The sequence below is a fragment of the Streptococcus cristatus genome, assembly GCF_003943465.1.
In the GTDB taxonomy this organism is placed as follows: Bacteria; Bacillota; Bacilli; order Lactobacillales; family Streptococcaceae; genus Streptococcus; species Streptococcus cristatus_C.
The window spans coordinates 127,889-147,090 of the sequence record NZ_RJPR01000002.1; the positions used below are offsets into that span (position 1 = coordinate 127,889).

Genomic DNA, 19,202 nt, shown 5'->3' on the forward strand with positions numbered 1-19,202 from the left:
GACCAGCAGAAAGAGAACATTGATATTAGATTTCTTGTAAGTTCTGGCTTATTTTCTTTAGACCCATATGCAAAAACGGTGTCGCTGCTAATAAGAATCCGCCCAAAGTTATAAACGTCCAGTCGAAGCCAAGATTATCAATCAACCAGCCAGTCAGAGGGAAAATGACAATCATACTCAGGCTGAACATCATAGAATAGACACTAAGCATGGTCGCCCGCACTTCACTTGGCAGCTGCTTTTGCAAATCATTGTCAAAAATCGGCTGGAAAAGAGCATACAAGGCGTTGCTGATTAGATAAATCAAAATGTAGATGACTGGTGTTCCAAAATAGGACAGCAGGTAGCTTGCTCCAGTTAGAAGAACTACTGAAGGAAAGAGTTTCAAGGCTGAATACTTCTTTCCAATCATACTCGCCAGATAGACCGCAAAGATATTCAAAGCACTGCCAATCAGCATGACCGCCGAAATTTGCCAAGCTTTTAAGTCAGGCAATTGATTTTGATAGTAAAAATAAAACATACACATCAGCGTTCCGATGATTTGGGAAAGAATCATCCAGATAAAAAGGCTGGGATTTCTCTGCAACTCCTCTTTGACAGCCCAAATAATCTTTTTCATAGTCAGACGTTCTGCTTTTTCTGCTTTGACACTTGGCTCCTTCAGCATCCAAGTCAAGAAAAGAACGATGACAGAGGTGCCAATCATGATATAGTAGGTCAGATGCAGTTGTCCATGGACAAAAAATCCAGCCCAGACCGTTCCCAAAGACCGGGTCGCTTCAGCTACCCCAGACATGAAGCTGGAGATGGACAGATAACGTTCCTTGAGCCCCGCCTCTACGGACGAATCATAGACCATAGCCGCACTTGTCCCCGAATCAAAATTATAGGACCAAGCACTGATCATCATGGCCAGTGCATAGATCCAAAAGTTCCCCTGCCCGGCCAACATGAGAATGGACGACACAATCCCAGCTATTCGGCTCAGATAAAGATTGGTCTTGTAGGAAAAGCGATCCGCCAACATCCCAGACGGAATTTCACAAATAACGCTAGTCGCATGAAAAATACTTTCCAAAAGCCCAATCTGCCAAAGGGACATGCCGTTTTGAGTTAGAAATAAAATCCAAAAACTAGTAATGCCTAGAAAGGCAAAGAATTCTACTCCTGCCATCAGGCCGATATTTTTCCGATAACTTCTTTTAAACATAGTTTCTCCTTTAACAAGTGTTTTCTAATTTCTATCCTTTATCACTTGTTAATCTGTGGTTTACATGACCACCACCTCTTCTTTCTCTAAAATTCTATATTTGGATTATTTCATAGTTCATTGTTGAAAAAACGCCACAAGGGCGTTTTTATCGTTTTAAGGTTTAATACGGTGCAACATACGTGGGAATGGAATAGCTTCACGGATATGCTTGGTACCTGCTACAAAGGTTACCATACGCTCGATACCGATACCAAATCCACCGTGTGGAACAGATCCATACTTACGAAGATCTAGGTAGAATTCATATTCTGTCGTATCCATACCAAGTTCCTCCATTTTAGCGACAAGAGCATCGTAGTCTTCCTCACGCATAGAGCCACCGATGATTTCTCCGTAGCCTTCTGGAGCAAGCAAGTCTGCACAAAGGACACGGTCTGGATTTCCAGGAACTGGCTTCATGTAGAAAGCCTTGATGGCTGCTGGGTAGTTCACGACAAAGGTTGGTACACCAAAGTGGTTTGAAATCCATGTTTCATGCGGTGAACCGAAGTCATCGCCATGCTCAAGATGTTCGTAGTCTGCATCTTCATCATTTTCATGCGCTTGCAAGAGGTCAATCGCTTCATCGTAGGTAACACGCTTGAAAGGCTCAGCAATATAGCGTTTCAAAAGCTCAGTATCACGTTCCAATGTTTCCAAAGCTTGAGGAGCACGGTCGAGAACACCTTGAATCAAGGCTTTGACATAAGCTTCCTGCAAGTCGAGTGACTCATCGTGAGTAACAAAATTATACTCCGCATCCATCATCCAGAACTCTGTCAAATGACGGCGAGTTTTTGATTTTTCTGCACGGAATACTGGACCAAAGTCATAAACACGTCCCAGAGCCATAGCCCCCGCTTCGAGGTAGAGCTGACCAGATTGACTCAAGTAAGCTGGAGTTCCAAAGTAGTCTGTTTCAAAGAGCTCAGTTGAGTCCTCTGCCGCATTTCCTGACAAGATTGGGCTGTCAAACTTCATAAAGCCATTCTTGTCAAAGAATTCATAGGTAGCGTAGATAATGGCATTGCGGATTTGCATCATAGCCACTTGCTTACGAGAACGTAGCCACAAGTGACGGTTGTCCATGAGGAAGTCAGTTCCGTGTTCTTTTGGCGTGATTGGATAGTCATTTGATTCACCGATAATTTCGATATCTGTGATATCCAGCTCGTAGCCAAATTTTGAACGCTCGTCTTCTTTGACAATCCCTGTCACATAAACAGACGTTTCTTGGCTCAAGCGTTTGATAGTATCAAACTTCTCAAGTCCTACTTCTTCGCCAAATTTCTCAATAAAGTTAGGCTTGAAAGCTACACCTTGGAAAAAGGCAGAACCATCACGCAACTGCAAGAAAGCGATTTTCCCTTTTCCTGACTTGTTGGCCACCCAAGCACCAATCGTTACTTCTTCACCAACATGATTTTTTACATCAATAATTGTTACATTTTTCTTCGACACGTTTTTTCTCTTTTCTATTTTTATTCTTTGTGACAGACTACTTCGACATTATTTCCATCTGGGTCTAGGATAAAAGCTGCATAATAAGGTAGATGATCACTCCGATAATCAGGTGCACCATTATCTTTTCCACCTGCCTTCAAACCCGCCTCGTAGCAAGTTCGAACCTGCTCGTGGTTTTCTGCAAAAAAAGCAAAGTGAATAGGAGACTGCTCTCCCTTTCCTAACCAAAAATCTCCACCAGGATGAGGACTATTGGGGGCAACAAAACTGAGTAGAGAGTCAGTTCTAAAATCCAATTCGTAGCTAAGAGGAGCAAGAAAGCTTGTATAAAAGTCTTTTGAAATCTGTAAATCCTTTACTTTAATTTCAAAATGATCAATCATTCTTACTTCTCCATAAAATTCTTGAGGCGTTGAACCGCTTCTTTTAGTGTATCCATGTCAGTCGCATAGCTAAGGCGGACATTTTCTGGCGCACCAAATCCGTCTCCTGTCACCAAAGCAACTCCTACTTCTTCTAAAATCGCTGTGGTAAAAGCTGTCACATCGGTATAGCCTTTCATTTCCATCGCTTTTTTAACATTTGGGAAGAGATAGAAGGCTCCCTGAGGTTTGACGACTTCAAAGCCAGGCACTTGAGCCAGCAAAGGATAAATAGTATTTAGGCGTTCTTCAAAGGCCAATCTCATATTTTCGACCGTATCCTGACTGCCCGTCAAGGCTTCAATGGCCGCATATTGCGCCACTGCTGTTGGATTAGAAGTCGTTTGCCCTGCAACCTTGCTCATGGCTGAGATAATTTCAGGCTCACCTACTGCATAGCCAATCCGCCAGCCCGTCATAGAGTAGCTCTTGGAAACACCATTGATGACGACTGTTTGCTTGCGAATTTCCTCTGACAGACTGGAAATCGGCGTGAATTTATTGCCATTATAGACCAAGCGGCCATAAATATCGTCGGCCAAGATCAAGATATCATGCTCAACAGCCCAGTTTCCGATGGCCAGCAGTTCTTCTGCTGTATAAATCATACCAGTCGGATTGGACGGAGAGTTTAGAACTAAGACCTTGGTCTTCTTAGTACGGGCAGACTCCAACTGGGCCACCGTCACCTTAAAGTTATTTTCCTCTGTCGCTTGAGCAAAAACAGGCTTTCCTTCAGCCATCAAGATCTGATCGGCATAGCTGACCCAATAAGGCGTCGGAATAATGACTTCATCTCCTGGATCAATCACGCTCATAAAGAAGGTGTAAAGAGAGAACTTAGCACCCGTTGCCACTATCACTTGATTAGGCTGAATCTCATAGCCATAATACTTGGCAAAATAGTCGACAACCGCTGCTTTTAGCTCAGGCAGGCCACTTGTCACCGTATAAAAACTAGCTCTGCCATCTTCAATCGCTGCCATCGCTGCTTGCTGGATATTCTTAGGCGTCGGAAAATCCGGCTCTCCCAAGGTCAAAGAAAGGATATCCCTGCCTTCCGCTTTCAAAGCTTTCGCTCTGGCTGCCGCCGCCAAAGTCACACTTTCTTCCATATTTAAAACACGATTGGATAATTTCATAGCCCCTCCTTGCTGAGCAATGTCTTGCTTTCAAATCCGATATTGTAATAAGTGCTTCCAGACTTAATTTCCCAAACAGGCTGACCGTCTAAGTAACCAAAAGTGGTCTTATCAATAGAGGTCGCTCCATTTTCCTTGGCCAGCTGCTCTGCCTCTGCCTGACTCATCCCATCTTGCAAGCGATAGACATGGATCTTGTTTGAATTTTTGGAAATCAGAACAGCTTCTTCCTCTTTTTTACTAGTTTTCCCAATCAAGCTATAATAGGACTCTTTGCCATTGTAAATCGCAAAGCTCGTCAGACTTTCCAAATCTGCATATTCCTTAGCGATTTTTTGAGAACCCTCCTTGGCTGACTGCCAAGGCTCGATAGCAAGGTGCAATATCGTAAAAAATGAAAAAACAAGCGCCGTGAGGACCAGGAAAAGCCCAATGGCATAGTGCCTTATAGGAAATTTAGCCCTTTCTTTAATTTTATGTTTCACTGAATCATTATACTACAAATAGCCTGATTTTTCTAGGACTTTTATTACATTTGCATTTATTACTACTTATTGATAAAATATTGCTATGAAAATAACTGAAAACCTAGACAAGGATACTCTACTTGACCTTAAGGCAATTATCGTTCTCCATAAGGCGGAGCGCACCATTCGCAATCTCGAAGCTCAAATTTTTAAAAAGCATAATTTGACGCCTACCCAATTTTCCGTTTTGGAAACCTTATATAGTAAAGGAGAACTGCGGATTCAAGATTTAATTGACAGCATGCTGGCTACATCGGGAAATATGACGGTCGTTATCAAAAACATGGAAAGAGATGGCTGGATAAGTCGCAGCTGCGATCCCAATGACCGCCGCTCCTTTCTCATCCAACTAACCGACCAAGGCCAGAAAAAGATCGAGGCTGTCTTGCCAGAGCACATGGCCAATATCCGCCATATGACTGCATTCCTCTCCCAAAACGACAAAGAAGATTTGGTGCGGATTTTAAAAACTTTCAAAAGGCTGAGCTAAATTATTGCTAATTAGTGACAATTGTTGTAACATGGATAGTAACAAGAGGGACACCTCTTAAATAAAGATAAAATGGAGGACATATTTATGTCTAAAGTACTATTTATTGTTGGCTCACTTCGTCAAGGTTCATTCAATCATCAGTTGGCAGCTCAAGCGGAAAAAGCTCTAGCTGGTAAAGCTGAAGTTTCTTATCTGGACTACAAGGATGTACCATTCTTCAACCAAGATCTCGAAAGTCCAGCTCCAGCTGCTGTTGCCAAGGTTCGTGAAGAAATCCTTGCAGCTGATGCTATCTGGATCTTCTCACCTGTCTACAACTGGGCCATCCCAGGTGTGGTGAAAAACTTGCTTGACTGGACTTCACGCGCACTTGATTTGTCAGATCCAAGTGGCCCTTCTGCCCTCAATGCCAAAGTGGTAACTGTTTCATCTGTTGCTAACGGCACTTCACCTGATGAGGTCTTCAAGCACTACCGTAGCCTCCTTCCATTCATTCGTATGAATGTGATTGATCAATTTACTGGTGTCGGTATCAATCCAGAAGCTTGGGGAACTGGCCAATTAGTCCTTGCAGAAGACAAGCTTGCTGAGCTATCTGCCCAAGCAGATGCCCTCCTAGCAGCTATCAACTAAGATAAAATAAAAACATGAAGCAAGATTTCCGAGAAATACTGCTCCATGTTTTTTTATTTTAAGATAATGGCTGCGACGATTGGACTGACAATTACATACATGATCCCTGTCACTCCGATTGCAAGACCTGCCATGGCTCCAGCAACATGTCCATATTTGAAAGCTGTTCCTGTACCAACTGCATGTCCTGTACCACCTAAGGCCAAGCCAACTGCTACTGGATCCTTAATTTTCAGCAGTTTAAGAATAGTCGGTCCCATGACACTCGTCAAAATACCTGTCGCTACAACAACCACCAAGGTAACAGTTGTCAAGCCCTGCATTTTATCAGTAATTCCTACCGCCATCGCTGTTGTGACAGATTTTGGAAATAGGGAAATCGCTAAAAAGAAGTCCATCCCAAAGAATTTTGCAAGCAGAGCCGTGAAAGTCGTATTGACCACTACAGCCACAAAGGTTCCTAGCAGGATACTGCGAGCATGGTGTTTCATCAAGTGGAAAGTTTTATAAAGCGGAATTCCTAAAGCAACCGTAGACGGTACGATTAAATTATTCAAATAAGCACCACCGACATAGTAGTCCTTATAAGAAATTCCCGTTAATTTCAAAAAGGCAATGACCAAAATCGCTGCTAAAAGGAGAGGCGTTGTCAAAGGATGAGGAAATCTGCGGAAAATCAGCATCCCGATGAGGTAGGCAAAAATGGACAAGGCGAGGCCAAATAGCGGGTTACTCCATAGATTAGACATGATCCATCCCCCCTTCCTCATAATCGCCTTCAAAATGCTGCTTGATGAATTGTACGACAAGGGCAATGACGATCACATTTAAAACAATGGCACCAAGAATAATCAAAACAATCGGTAGCAGATATGGAGCAATCACGTGAAATTTATCCATAATACCAACCGCCGGCGGCAGAAAAAGAATGGTCATATTGGCTAACAGAAAGTTGCCGACCATACTGACGTGGCGGAGCCGCAATAACTTAAACTGCAAAGCAAGAAATAGCAAGATTAAGCCGATAATACTACCTGGAATGGGAAGATGGAAGACACTTGATATCCCTTCTCCAACGATGGAAATCGAGAAAATAATCATCAACTGGACATATAACTTCATGCAGAACCTCCGAAACTTTCTATGTACAGTTTACTCCTTTTCAGAAAAATTTCAAGGTTTTTCTCAAATAAAAAAGATGGAAACGAATCCATCTGATTGCTTGCATACTATCCTTACTTCTATATTCTGCGGGTCTAGCATTAAACAAAGTGATTATCGTTCTTCGTCCTGCTATCAAAAAAACGCCTTTAGGCGCTTCTTGAAATACAACGGAAGACATGGGATTCGAACCCACGCACGCTTTTACACGCCTACTGCGTTTCCAACACAGCCTCTTAAGCCTCTTGAGTAATCTTCCATACAAGAGAAAGACTTGCTTTCTCAAAGCTTTATCCATTATACCACATTGCAGCTCCAGCCGCTATACTTTCCGTTATATTTTTTCGAAATTTCTATTAATTCCCAAACATGTTGATTAATACAATGGAGCTCAGTAGTAGCTAATCGGGATATTTCTAGTTTGTAAGGTCGAGGATCGCCTTCTTCTTTTTTCCTAGAAGAAATATCATAATCAAGAGCAGAGGCATCCCCCATAAAGGAAACACGATCATCGTAAGTCTCAAAACTAAACTTATGAGTGATTTCCCGTAGTTGACTATGGTCATCCCCTTCTTTATCTAAGCGATACCAGATACGCTGGTTTAAGATAGATTGGTACTCATATTCATTTGGATACAAGAAGTCAAAGTATTGTTTCCATTCAGGATCCACCAGAGTAGCTGAACTATATTGATATTTCGAAAATTGCTCCATTACTTGAGCAATAATCGGCATGTGCCGCTCTCTATCTTTCAAATAGTAATAAAATTCTATATGACCATCTGTGATGACTACTCCGACATAGATAGCCGCAATACGCTTCATCGCTTCTGAAAGACGATCTTCGATGAGGTTCAAATTAGAAAATTCGTCATAATCTGGAAACCCTGTCTCTGGATCAACATTCAAAATGGCAATTCTCAAACGTAGTGCATAAGTATAGGATGGATAGGGAGCGATAGAATTCAACGCTAAATTTAGGCGGATACTAGCCATTCGGTCATCAATAAGGGTCGAAAAAGAGCCCCATTCATTTGGAAGATTCTCTAAATCAACAGAAACTTCCTCAATGGGTAGATGACTATCTTGACTCTTCCCTAAGATTTTTCCAAAAAAACTCATATCATCAAAAACCTCATTTACATATCCCTATGGAGCTTAGTGGAGAAGCCAGGAAAGCTTTAAAATCACTACACTTTTGTTTTCTAGCCCTTTTCCTAACTCTTTCTAAAAATCCAAAAAGCTCCTTTAACTTTACTAGTATATCATATTTTAGAAGATTATCAAATCGTTTAATTTTGCTAAAACAGACCTACATATCTATTGCTCTATTTTGAATAGGTTGAAGACCTTTATAAAGGACATCTGTTTCATGCGCTCTATTCGATTTTCAAAGAAGGATATGAGAGAAGGCTTTGCGAATTATATTGATTTTTAGAGAGTGGGACAGAAATCTGTAATTCGTTAGAATTCGATTTCGTCGTCCCACCTCCGCACAGTTGAGTAGGGCTGTAAAAGCTGATGAAATCAGCCTAGTAGAGTCCACTCAACCACTGCGTCTTGCTCGACAATCCAAAGAAAATTGAGAGGCTAGGACTTTTGTCCCAGACTCTTGTTGTATCCCTTTTTCGAAAAGGTTTGGGAAGGTTTGGAAAGTATAAAATAAAAAAACGCTGATAAATCAACGTTTCAGAAAGGTTTGGAGAGGTTTAGAAACCAAAAATGGAGCCGGTGGGAGTCGAACCCACGTCCAAACACCTGCTAACACATTTGTCTACGACCATAGGCCATGTCTTCATTTAACTCATCTTTGACACATGGCTCAAGCCCAAGCTAAGCGAGTCTATCAATCTCTTGTAAAATCCCTAGACTTGATTTTACCGTAGCTTGCTCATAATAAGACCGGTCATCAGACACAAGCAATCCGAATCAGGTCACGCTGGCTGTTTTTTAGGCAGCTAAAGCGTAAGAATTGTTATTTTTTGCAGTTATATTTAACTGGCGTTTTACATCCGCTAGATGAGTCGCAAAATGTGCCGCATAATGCCTGTCGAATCCGTAACGACCCCAAGACAAGTAACTATTATACCAAAATAATGTCCTAATTGCAAAAATCAAGATAAAATTACTCCTAACATGCTAAAATTCCCTTGATATAAGGCACCAAGGGAATTTGACTACATATGATCTTTCACTGCAACTGCTACCATTCTAGCCTTGGCTCTTAGCTGTCCCGCTACTGACATCTCCATCACGATAATAGCCTTCCTTGATCCCAACTCCTCAAGCCGCGAAGTAACGATGATTTCCTGGTCAATGGGCGTCGGGCTCTGGTAATCAACTTCTAAGCGGGCTGTGATAAAGCGTCCAATGACTGTATCTTGAGTCAAGCCCAAGCCTTTTTCTTGATGGGCAAACCAAGCTGCTGAAGCCGTTCCATGGCAATCAAAAATCATAGCAATCATGCCACCAAATAGATTGGCTGGTACACCACCAGTATAGTGAGATTCTGGTCGTATTCTAGTGACACATTCCTTCCCATCCAAGCTAGGATAAGTCTTTAAATGCAGGCCTAGCTCATTTTTCGGGCCACAACCCCAGCAATGTTGAAATCGGTCGCCATATGTATCTTGAATAGCAATCTTTCTTGTTTCTAAAGTCATACCAGTTCCTTTCAAAAATCAGAGTGTAAGCGTTTTTTGATTAGTATATCAGTCTTTGGGACAATAGTAAATAGAATGCAGAGTCAATATATTTTAATTGTAGCTATAATCTGATTTTATAAAAAGCACCTAAGTTTTCTACCTCTTTCTTGAATTAAAGACGCTTATTTTCAGCCTGAATAGCCTTTCTAAAGCATAGAAAAACCAAGAAGGCCCGATCTGGCTTCTTGGTTTCATAAAATCTTATAAATTTCTCTATTAGAATAGTTCCTGAATCGGTTCAAAAATAATCCGTTCAATATCAGACAAGTAGATAGAGAGCTGTTGTTGCTTGTTAAAGAAAGCTGATAATAAATCATTGCCTTGGATTTTATCTCCAAAACTCTGCATCTTTTCTTGAATATCTGGAGTCGGCATTTGACCTGTTTGAGCCAGTTGCTGCAGCTCTTTCTGGAAAGCTAGGTAGTCATCAAAAATAGCCTTGGCTTCACTATTCGCATTGATAGCCTGCTTGCTTTCTACCACAGCTTTGTACTCTGGCATTTCGCGAAGTCCTCGACTGAGTTCATTGGCTAAATCATAAATATTTGACATAGAGTTCTCCATTCTATATTAGTCTACGGACACTAGGTAATCCGTATTTTCTTTTACTATTTTAGCAGATTTTTCCAAATCTTGGCGATTTTTAAAGGTGATTTGCAGAATACCGTTGATATCTTCTCGGTTTTCCTCGTTGATTCGAATATTGACGACCGAAATTCCGCGCAGAAGCTCCAAAATACCCAAAATTGCATCTTCTTCGTCGGGAACCTCAATAAAGAGGTCATAAAAGCTATCCACACCAGCTCGCTTATGAATTTCCATCTGCTTGCGGCTTTGTCGTCCTCGGTCGAAAAATTCCCAGATAGCTGTCTCGTCCTTGGCCTCAATCGCTGCGGCAACCTTGTCTAACTGGTCTTTAAAATCTTCCAGCCGCTCCAAAATGGCTTCGGGATTTGTTAAGAGGATAGAGGTCCACATCCCTGGATCGCTCTCCGCAATCCGTGTCATATCTCGAAAACCACCGGCTGCAAAAGACTGGGTCAGCTCATGCTCCTGGCTATAAGCTGCCGCTTGCTCCATAAGGCTGGAGGCTAGGATATGCGGAAAATGACTGATTTGACTGGTCACTCGGTCGTGCTCTACAGGATCTACCTGAATAAAGCGGGCATGAAGACCACTCAGCAAATCCTCCATTGCCTCAAGAGTACCTGGCTTAGTCAGATTAGAGGGGGTGAAGATATAATAGGCATTTTCAAATAGGTTGACATGGGCTGCCTTGGCTCCGGTCTTATGACTTCCGGCCATAGGATGAGCTCCGACAAAGCGGACGGGCTTATTCTGCAGATACTTTTCTGCTGCTGCCACAATCTCAGCCTTGGTCGATCCAGCATCTGAGATGATAACATTTTCCTTCAGGTCCAGCTCCGCTAAGTCCTTTATAAATGCTATGGTTTGCTTGATAGGCACAGCCAGAATAATCACATCAGCCAATGGAGCAAAGGTGGCAAAATCAGCCGTCACTCGGTCTACCATTCCACGTTCCAAGGCGACTCTGCGCGATTCTTCACTGCGATTGTAGCCAAGAATCTCAATCTCAGGATGATCCCGCCTGATGCCCAGAGCCAAGGAAGCTCCAATCAGTCCCAGACCTGCGATATAGACTGTTTTCCTCTCCATACCCACTCCTTTCTTCTAAAAGTTCTTGACAAATTCCCGATGGCGGGCTACAGCATCCTTTAGTTCTTCCAGATTGTCCGAAGAGAATTTCTCCAAGACTTCGGTGGCTAAAACTGTCGCCNCCACGCTTTCCATGACAACACCCGCCGCTGGCAGAGCCGTAGGATCGCTCCGCTCCACTGTCGCCTTATAAGGCTCGTGGGTCTCAATATCCACACTCTTCAGTGGCTTGTAAAGGGTTGGAATGGGCTTCATAACACCTCGCACCACGATTGGCTGACCATTGGTCATACCGCCCTCAAAGCCACCTAGATTATTGGTCCTGCGAGTGAAGCCATCTTCCTCAGACCAGAGGATTTCATCCATGACTTGACTGCCCTTGAGACGGCCTGCTTCAAAGCCCACACCAAACTCAACTCCCTTGAAAGCATTGATGGACACGACTCCCTGAGCAATCTTGGCATCCAGCTTCTTGTCCCATTGGACATAGGAGCCCAGACCGACCGGTACACCGCCAACGACAGTCTCAATGACACCACCGATGGTATCCCCGTCTTTCTTAATCTGATCAATATAGGCCTTAATCTCTTCTTCGCGCTCGGGATTGACAATGGAAACCTCTGACTGGGCAGTTCTTTCCTTGATTTCTGCTACAGTTAGATTATTCGGTACATCAATATCGATACCACCAAAGGTTACGATATGGCTGGCTACCTCTACACCAATTTCTTCCAGCAAGCGCTTGGCTACTGCTCCAACTGCTACACGCATGGTCGTTTCACGGGCAGAAGAACGCTCCAGTGAATTTCGTAAATCGTCAAAGCGGTATTTCATACCACCAACCAAGTCCGCATGTCCAGGGCGTGGTTTGGTAATCTTGCGTAGCCCTTTTTTCTTTTCATCCACATCTGCCACACTCATAATCTCCAGCCACTTCTGATGATCCAGATTTGTGACATTGAGAGTAATCGGTCCGCCCATGGTCAAGCCATGACGAACCCCAGACGTAATCTCGACTTGGTCGCTTTCAATCTTCATGCGGGCACCACGACCGTACCCACCCTGACGACGCTTGAGCTCAGCATTGATATAGTCAGCGGTCAGAGGAAGACCAGCCGGCACTCCCTCAATAATAGCTGTCAGACGTGGTCCGTGGGATTCTCCTGCTGTTAAGTATCTCATACATTTTCTCCTATTTCTGGGATGGAAAAATATGGACAACCTGTCTATTTTTATCCAAACTGTCCAATCGTCTTAAACTCCATCTGGCACTTATTTCTTCAGAAATTCTTTCATCTCTTCCAGAGGAATCTGGTGAATACTAGCCGAACCCAAGTCAGGAACCAGTACTAGTTTAATAGAATTCCCTCGAGCCTTCTTATCATGGGTCAAGGCCTGATAAAGAGCATTCTCATTCCAAGGCTGGTAATCCACCGGCAAGCCAAACTTCTGACACATACGGATGATGTCTTCTGTGATTCCGGCTGGCATGAGGCCTTTCTTTTCAGCGACACGAGAAACCTGTACCATGCCAATCGCCACAGCTTCACCGTGCATGACTTTTCCATAGCCCGCTGTCGCTTCAATAGCGTGCCCAATAGTATGGCCGAAATTCAGATAGAGGCGGACGCCATTATCCAGCTCGTCCTCGACCACAATCTTACGCTTGACATCGCAGGAATGGTAGATGATGCTCTCCGCATGCTCCAAAATCGACTCTGGACTGCCATTCATTTCTGACAGCTCATCCCAGAGTTCCTTATCCTCAATCAAGCCGTACTTGACGACCTCGCCCATGCCTTCGATTAGTTCCCGCTGACCCAAAGTATGCAAGACTTCTGGGTCAATCAGAACTCCGTCAGGCTGGGTAAAAGTCCCGACCATATTCTTGGCCCAAGGCGTATTGACACCTGTCTTACCACCAATTGAGGAGTCCACTTGAGCTGTCAGACTGGTCGGAATCTGCACGAAATGAATTCCCCGCATGTAGGTCGAAGCAGCAAAACCTGCCAAATCACCAACAACGCCGCCTCCCAAGGCCACAATACCGTCACTGCGGGTCAGACCAACTTTGACCAAAAACTCATAGACTTTGTTGACCGTCTTTAAGTTCTTGCTGGCTTCGCCCTCCAAAAAGTCAAAGACAAAAGTCTCAAACCCAGCTGCTTCTAAGCTCAGCTTGACCTTTTCCGCATAGAGTCGAGCCACTCGATTATCCGTGATGATGACCACCTTCTGAGGCTGCCAAAGCTGACTCAGCCAGCTACCTGCCTGAGACAAAGCCCCCTTTTCAATTACAATGTCATAGGGATGATGGGGGAGATTTACATTCAATTTCATAAGTGCCTCCTTGTTTTTCCTGCTCCAACCATAAAGGAGCTTAGTACGAGTGACTATTTATACAGAGCTTCTAGCTGCTGCCAAATTTCCTGACAAGGCATGGGTTGTCCTGTCCAAAGCTCAAAAGCTTCTGCTGCCTGATAAAGCAACATACCCAGACCATTCACTGCCACTACCTTCTGACTTCGAGCCCACTTTAAAAAAGGTGTTTCAAAAGGTTTATAAATCACATCCGCAACTAAAATCTGGCTCGGCAGCTGAACACTTTCTGCTAATGGCAAAGTCTTGCCATCCATACCCACACTTGTTCCATTGACCAGAAGGTCTGATTGGTTAATTTTATCCTGCAAGGTAGCCAAGTCTTCTAAGTTCAACACCTGAATCCTACTCTTAGTCTGATGGCTGATAACTGCCATCTTGCTGACGGTCTTATCATAGGATGCCTGCCGAGTAAAGACAAAGATTTCTTCTGCCTGATCCAAAGCAGCTTGAGCGATAATAGCTGTCGCAGCTCCTCCAGCACCTAAAATGGTCATTTTTTTGCCCTGAATAGCAAAAGACGGCAAGCTCTTAAAAAATCCCTTGCCATCCGTATTATATCCTATCAATGTACCATTTTTATTCACCACTGTATTCACAGCCCCGATAAGACGGGCACTGGGAGCCAATTCATCAAGATATTGGATGACTTCCTGCTTGTAGGGCATTGACAAATTTATCCCAAACATATTATACCTTCGGATATTAGCAACGGTCGCTTCTAAATCCTCTGCTTCAATTTCCCAAGCAAGGTAGACACCATTGACAGCGATCTTCTCAAAGGCAGTATTATGAATAAATGGTGAAATGCTATGTTTAATCGGCTTAGCAACCACTGCCGCTAGACGAGTATGGCCATCAATTTTCATTTAAAATCTCCCGAACAACCTTCATGTTTGCGAGGGAAACCTGACCTGGTGCACTCAGCTGTTCAACACTGGCAAAAGACCAGCTCGAACCTGTCAAATCTGCAGCTAAGCGAGAAATCTTTCCGACTTTCCCCATAGAAATCGTTACATACTCTTGCTCAGGATTCAAAATCTTAAATCCACGAGTGTAGTTCATCAGATCCAAGACATCCTGCTCATTATGCGCCATAACAGAAACTTTGACCACTTTTGGTGCCAAACTTGTCAATTCTGACAAAATTTCCATCATATTTTCAGGCGTTTCCTCAAAATTATGATAGCTGAGAACTAAATTTGGAAACTCGAGCATTTCTTCAAATTTATCTTTATGCGAATAGTATTCAAAATCAACATAGTCTGGCGAATAAAAATTGGCTACTTCTTTGATAAGAGCAACATATTCATCATCTGACAGATCAATTTCGCCACCTTCTCCGCGACTTCGCAGCGTGAAGAGCAATTCACGACCAGCAAATTTCTCGAAAATAGCAGGAGCAACGTTGAGAATGCTCTCTTTCGGCAAAAAGTCCGCGCGCCATTCGATAATGTCAGCATCATCATAACGACTCACATCAATTGCTTTAGCCTCTTCTAAACTTCTGGGCATGATTGAAACGACTAATTTCATTTGTCCACCTTAATTGTAAATACCTTGAGGTAGTTACTATTCTCATCTTTCTTATTGTATACAAAGTCTGCTGGTAGACCATATTCCGCCAGATAGCGATGAGGAACTCCTGCAAATCCTTTTTCAATTTCTTTTTTAAACTTACTTCTAGAAACATTAGCTGCGTTGGTCGAAAGAATCAATATTCCATTCGGACTCAAGATTTCCAAAGCCTGAGCCACCAAACGATGATAATCTTTCGCAACAGAGAAAGTCTGTTTCTTATTGCGAGCAAAGCTCGGCGGATCTAGGACAATCACATCATACTTTAATTCATGACGCTTGGCGTATTTGAAATAATCAAAAACATCCATGACCACAAAACGATGTGGCCCTAAATCCAAGCCATTGGCTTCAAAATGCGCTTGGGAAAGCTCGCGGCTACGTTTGGCCAAATCCACCGAAGTTGTTTGACTGGCACCGCCCATGGCAGCTGCCACCGAGAAAGCCGCTGTATAAGAAAACATATTGAGCAGGCTTTTTCCGCTAGCTAAGCCGTCAACCAGACTCCCCCGTACCTCGTGCTGGTCCAGAAAAATCCCAGTCATCAGGCCATCATTCATGAAAACTTGATAGCGAACGCCATTCTCCAAAACCGTAAAATAGGCTGGCGCTTCTGCTCCGTAGAGATGGGCAGACTCATAGTCCAAGCCCTTGAAGCGAATCTTCTCGTAAGCTCCAGCGACCTCAGGAAAGACCTGCTGGAAAGCAGCCACTATCTGGTCCTTGATTGAAAAAACAAAGGAATTGTACCAAAAGAAAACGGCATATTTCTCATAGATATCAACCGTAAAACCGCCAAAACCGTCACCTTCTTGGTTAAAGAGGCGATAAGCTGTTGTATCCTCCGCATGACGGTAATAGAAACGCTTGTCTTTAGCTTTTTCAAACAAATGCTGAAAGAAAGCTGAGTTCAGCTCTACCTTAGCATAGGAAATCAGCCAGCCAAGTCCCTTATTTTGTAAGGAGAGATAAGCCGTTCCCAAGAACTTCCCCTGCTGACTATGCAATTCCACACATTGATCGGTGAATGAAAGAGTTGGAAAATCATTCTTATCTAGAACTAAAATTCCTTTTCTCAACTTTTGCTCTGTCTGTTTATTAACAGTAAGTTTCTTCATAAGCATTATTATACCAAATATTGTGAAAATTCTCAAAGCATATTTTTTATTTTCAAATAATACTTGTTTTAGTAGAAGAAATTTTCAACATTTTATATATTAAATATTTATTTTATCAGGCGGACTTTCAAGTAAGCTTCCCTATTCCCACTTTCCATCATTAATATTGAAACAAAGCCTGTTTAATTTTAGATATTTTTGCGAACAATCTTGAAGCTAGGAAATAATTGCCCTTATTAAATTACCTTACAAATAAAATAAACTAAACACTAAATCACCTCAATTTTTCCTCAACTTGAAAAATTGTGATATACTTAGAAGAAGAGAATTTTTAGGAAATAAGACAAGGAAGTATCTTTCTGTGAAAAAAATAACCAAGAATTTACTCAATTTTATGAGTACAAGGCTCGGTTTCGTCTTGAGCTTGCTCACGATTTACTGGTTAAAAACCATGTGGGCTTATACCGTTGATTTTAATTTAGATATTCAAGGAGCCTATCAAATTTTTCTGGCTCTAATTAACCCTTTCCCAATTGGACTTTTGCTGATTGGACTCGCTCTTTATATCAAGCCGACCAAGCTTTTTTATTGTGTCAGCACAGCTATCTACATCATGCTCTTTGTCTGGTTGGTCTCAAACTCCATCTACTACCGTGAGTTTACCGACTTTGTGACAGTCAATACCATGTTGGCCTCCAGTAAGGTGTCTGCAGGTCTCGGAGCCGCAGCCATGGAACTCTTCCGCCCTTGGGATGCTATCTATATCATTGATTTCCCCATTCTAGGCTGGCTTTTTTATAAAAAATATATCCGCTTGGATCATCGTAGGTTTAATTTCCGCGCCAGCTTTGCCGTGACATCCCTATCAGCGATGCTCTTTTCAGCCAATCTTTTCCTAGCAGAAATTGATCGTCCTGAGCTCCTGACACGCGGATTTTCAAATTACTATGTCGTTCGCGCCCTTGGTCTTCCCGCCTTTCTCGGCTACAGTGCCAATCAAACCTATGCTACTAATAAAGAGCGTTCCAAAGCCTCTGCCAAGGATCTAGAACCCGTTGAACAATATATCCAATCCCACTATGCTGAGCCAAACTCTGAATACTACGGCATTGCCAAAGGTCGCAATGTTATCTATGTCCATTTAGAGAGCTTCCAGCAGTTTCTGATTGATTATAAACTACAGATGGAGGGCAAGGAATATGAAGTTACGCCTTTCCTCAACTCCCTTTACCACTCCAACTCAACTTTAGCTTTTTCAAATATCTTTAATCAGGTCAAGGCTGGAAAGACTTCTGATGCTGAGACCATGATTGAAACAGGTCTCTTTGGTCTCAACCAAGGCTCCTTCATGGTAAACTACGGCGGTACCAATACCCAGCAAGCGGCGCCTTTTATTCTATCAAAAAACGGAAATTACACATCTGCTGTCTTCCACGGAAATACAGGTAGCTTCTGGAACCGCAACACGGCCTACAAGCAATGGGGGTATAATTATTTCTTCGATGCGTCTTACTTTACCAAGCAAGACGAGACCAACTCCTTCCAGTATGGCTTGAACGATAAGATTATGTTCAAAGATTCCATCAAATATCTGGAACATTTGCAGCAGCCTTTCTATGCGAAATACATCACCGTCTCTAATCACTATCCTTATACGACCAGTCTGATTGGCGATGATATTGGTTTCCCACTGGCAGATACCAAAGACGAAACCATCAATGGCTACTTTGCAACAGCAAACTACCTCGACTCAGCTGTCAAAGCCTTCTTTGACTACCTTAAAGAAGCTGGACTCTATGAAAATTCAATCATCGTCCTTTATGGTGACCACTATGGAATTTCTAATTCTCGTAATCCAGCTCTGGCACCTTTGATCAATAAAAATTCTGAGACATGGTCTAGTTACGACAACGCCATGTTGCAGAGAGTGCCATACATGGTCGTGATACCTGGAATGGAAAAGGGAAAAATCATCGATACCTTTGGCGGACAAATCGATATGCTGCCAACCTTGGAGCATTTATTGGGGATTGACTCTAAAAATTACCTTCAAGTCGGGCAAGACCTCCTCTCACCTCAGCACCAGCAAATCGTGGCCTTCCGCTCAACCAATAACTTTGTAACACCAAAATACACAAGTTATAGTGGCCGCATTTACAACACACAAACTGGTGAGGAGATCACTCTGCCAGACGAGTCAACAACGGCTGAACTAGAAGCTATCCGAACAGCCGCAAATACACAGCTGAAAATGAGCGATGCTATTCAGACAGGGGACCTATTCCGCTTTTATACGGGCAATAACCTAGGAAAAGTCAATCCTGATGATTACAACTACATCAACTCTTTGAAAGCCCTCAAGGCCATTGAGAAAGAAAAAGGTGATCAATCGACTAGCCTTTATTCCAAACGTGGCGGTGTATCTTCTGTGGATCTCTTTAATTCACCAAGTTATCGAGTACTTCACCCAGAACAATTTCACTCTAGCACTAGCAGCGAAGAGGGAACTAGCGGAGAGTCCTCCAGCTCTTCTAGCTCCTCCAGTTCAAGTGCCAGTCCCTAATCTATGAGACTACTCAACTCTTCCTAAAACATTGAAAAATGTTTTGGGGAGAGTTTTTATTTTTGAAGCACAAAAAAAGATTGAA

Annotated in this window: 19 protein-coding genes, 1 tRNA gene and 1 other RNA gene; 3 read left to right on the top strand and 18 right to left on the bottom strand. The window is 42.8% G+C overall.

Annotation, left to right across the window (positions count from 1 at the left end; all coding sequences use genetic code 11):
• Positions 1-25: 25 nt before the first annotated feature.
• The 5 genes from D8793_RS03140 to D8793_RS03160 all read right to left on the bottom strand — a co-directional run bounded on the left by D8793_RS03140 (position 26) and on the right by D8793_RS03160 (position 4,768).
• On the bottom strand, positions 26-1,213 hold the full coding sequence (locus tag D8793_RS03140; protein ID WP_125370548.1) for an MFS transporter: 1,188 nt from the start codon (positions 1,211-1,213) through the stop codon (positions 26-28).
• Between the two features lie 156 nt (positions 1,214-1,369).
• Positions 1,370-2,716: an asparagine--tRNA ligase gene (gene asnS / locus D8793_RS03145; RefSeq protein WP_125370549.1), complete on the bottom strand. Its 1,347-nt coding sequence runs from the start codon at positions 2,714-2,716 to the stop codon at positions 1,370-1,372.
• Positions 2,717-2,736: 20 nt separating this feature from the next.
• A complete protein-coding gene (locus tag D8793_RS03150) occupies positions 2,737-3,102 on the bottom strand; it encodes a VOC family protein (RefSeq protein ID WP_125370550.1) in 366 nt (121 codons plus the stop codon).
• A 2-nt stretch (positions 3,103-3,104) separates the two neighbouring features.
• Entirely contained in the window at positions 3,105-4,283 is a 1,179-nt protein-coding gene (locus tag D8793_RS03155; RefSeq protein WP_125370551.1) for a pyridoxal phosphate-dependent aminotransferase, read from the bottom strand.
• Positions 4,280-4,768 (bottom strand): cell wall elongation regulator TseB-like domain-containing protein, encoded by a 489-nt coding sequence (locus D8793_RS03160; protein WP_125370552.1) that lies wholly within the window; start codon positions 4,766-4,768, stop codon positions 4,280-4,282. Before D8793_RS03160 ends, D8793_RS03155 begins: the two co-directional genes overlap by 4 nt.
• 85 nt (positions 4,769-4,853) lie before the next feature.
• Here D8793_RS03160 and D8793_RS03165 point away from each other — a divergent pair, with 85 nt between their 5' ends.
• Positions 4,854-5,300, top strand: a complete 447-nt coding sequence (locus D8793_RS03165) for a MarR family winged helix-turn-helix transcriptional regulator (protein ID WP_125370553.1) — start codon at positions 4,854-4,856, stop codon at positions 5,298-5,300.
• Positions 5,301-5,387: 87 nt separating this feature from the next.
• Complete coding sequence (locus tag D8793_RS03170; RefSeq protein WP_125370554.1) at positions 5,388-5,936, top strand: NADPH-dependent FMN reductase; 549 nt, start codon at positions 5,388-5,390, stop codon at positions 5,934-5,936.
• 53 nt (positions 5,937-5,989) lie between these two features.
• Here the strand turns inward: D8793_RS03170 and D8793_RS03175 are convergent, their stop codons facing one another.
• From D8793_RS03175 to D8793_RS03240, 13 genes are all read right to left on the bottom strand, one after another.
• Positions 5,990-6,685, bottom strand: a complete 696-nt coding sequence (locus D8793_RS03175; RefSeq protein WP_015604519.1) for an LrgB family protein — start codon at positions 6,683-6,685, stop codon at positions 5,990-5,992.
• Positions 6,678-7,058: a CidA/LrgA family protein gene (locus D8793_RS03180; protein WP_125370555.1), complete on the bottom strand. Its 381-nt coding sequence runs from the start codon at positions 7,056-7,058 to the stop codon at positions 6,678-6,680. Before D8793_RS03180 ends, D8793_RS03175 begins: the two co-directional genes overlap by 8 nt.
• 210 nt (positions 7,059-7,268) lie before the next feature.
• A tRNA-Ser gene (locus D8793_RS03185) sits at positions 7,269-7,356 on the bottom strand.
• A 38-nt stretch (positions 7,357-7,394) separates the two neighbouring features.
• Positions 7,395-8,219, bottom strand: coding sequence for a DUF695 domain-containing protein (locus D8793_RS03190; protein ID WP_125370556.1), 825 nt, complete (start codon positions 8,217-8,219; stop codon positions 7,395-7,397).
• A gap of 598 nt (positions 8,220-8,817) precedes the next feature.
• Positions 8,818-9,166, bottom strand: a transfer-messenger RNA (tmRNA) gene (ssrA, locus tag D8793_RS03200).
• A gap of 108 nt (positions 9,167-9,274) precedes the next feature.
• Entirely contained in the window at positions 9,275-9,760 is a 486-nt protein-coding gene (locus D8793_RS03205; RefSeq protein ID WP_125370557.1) for an acyl-CoA thioesterase, read from the bottom strand.
• Positions 9,761-10,018: 258 nt separating this feature from the next.
• A complete protein-coding gene (locus tag D8793_RS03210; protein ID WP_005592507.1) occupies positions 10,019-10,354 on the bottom strand; it encodes a YlbF/YmcA family competence regulator in 336 nt (111 codons plus the stop codon).
• A gap of 18 nt (positions 10,355-10,372) precedes the next feature.
• Positions 10,373-11,479 (bottom strand): prephenate dehydrogenase, encoded by a 1,107-nt coding sequence (locus D8793_RS03215; protein WP_125370558.1) that lies wholly within the window; start codon positions 11,477-11,479, stop codon positions 10,373-10,375.
• 15 nt (positions 11,480-11,494) lie between these two features.
• Positions 11,495-12,661 carry a chorismate synthase gene (gene aroC, locus D8793_RS03220; RefSeq protein ID WP_125386863.1) on the bottom strand — a complete coding sequence of 389 codons (1,167 nt, stop codon included), beginning with the start codon at positions 12,659-12,661 and terminating at the stop codon, positions 11,495-11,497.
• A 90-nt stretch (positions 12,662-12,751) separates the two neighbouring features.
• Positions 12,752-13,819 (bottom strand): 3-dehydroquinate synthase, encoded by a 1,068-nt coding sequence (gene aroB / locus D8793_RS03225; protein ID WP_125370560.1) that lies wholly within the window; start codon positions 13,817-13,819, stop codon positions 12,752-12,754.
• Between the two features lie 53 nt (positions 13,820-13,872).
• Positions 13,873-14,727, bottom strand: coding sequence for a shikimate dehydrogenase (locus D8793_RS03230; RefSeq protein WP_125370561.1), 855 nt, complete (start codon positions 14,725-14,727; stop codon positions 13,873-13,875).
• Positions 14,717-15,394 (bottom strand): type I 3-dehydroquinate dehydratase, encoded by a 678-nt coding sequence (gene aroD / locus D8793_RS03235; protein WP_125370562.1) that lies wholly within the window; start codon positions 15,392-15,394, stop codon positions 14,717-14,719. The genes D8793_RS03230 and aroD overlap by 11 nt, the downstream gene beginning before the upstream one ends.
• Positions 15,391-16,554, bottom strand: a complete 1,164-nt coding sequence (locus tag D8793_RS03240) for a class I SAM-dependent rRNA methyltransferase (protein ID WP_125370563.1) — start codon at positions 16,552-16,554, stop codon at positions 15,391-15,393. The genes aroD and D8793_RS03240 overlap by 4 nt, the downstream gene beginning before the upstream one ends.
• A 361-nt stretch (positions 16,555-16,915) precedes the next feature.
• Between D8793_RS03240 and D8793_RS03245 the strand changes: the two genes are divergently transcribed.
• The gene (locus D8793_RS03245) at positions 16,916-19,117 is read left to right on the top strand and encodes an LTA synthase family protein (protein ID WP_125370564.1); all 2,202 of its coding nucleotides are present in this window, start codon (positions 16,916-16,918) and stop codon (positions 19,115-19,117) included.
• The last annotated feature ends 85 nt before the right edge of the window (positions 19,118-19,202 follow it).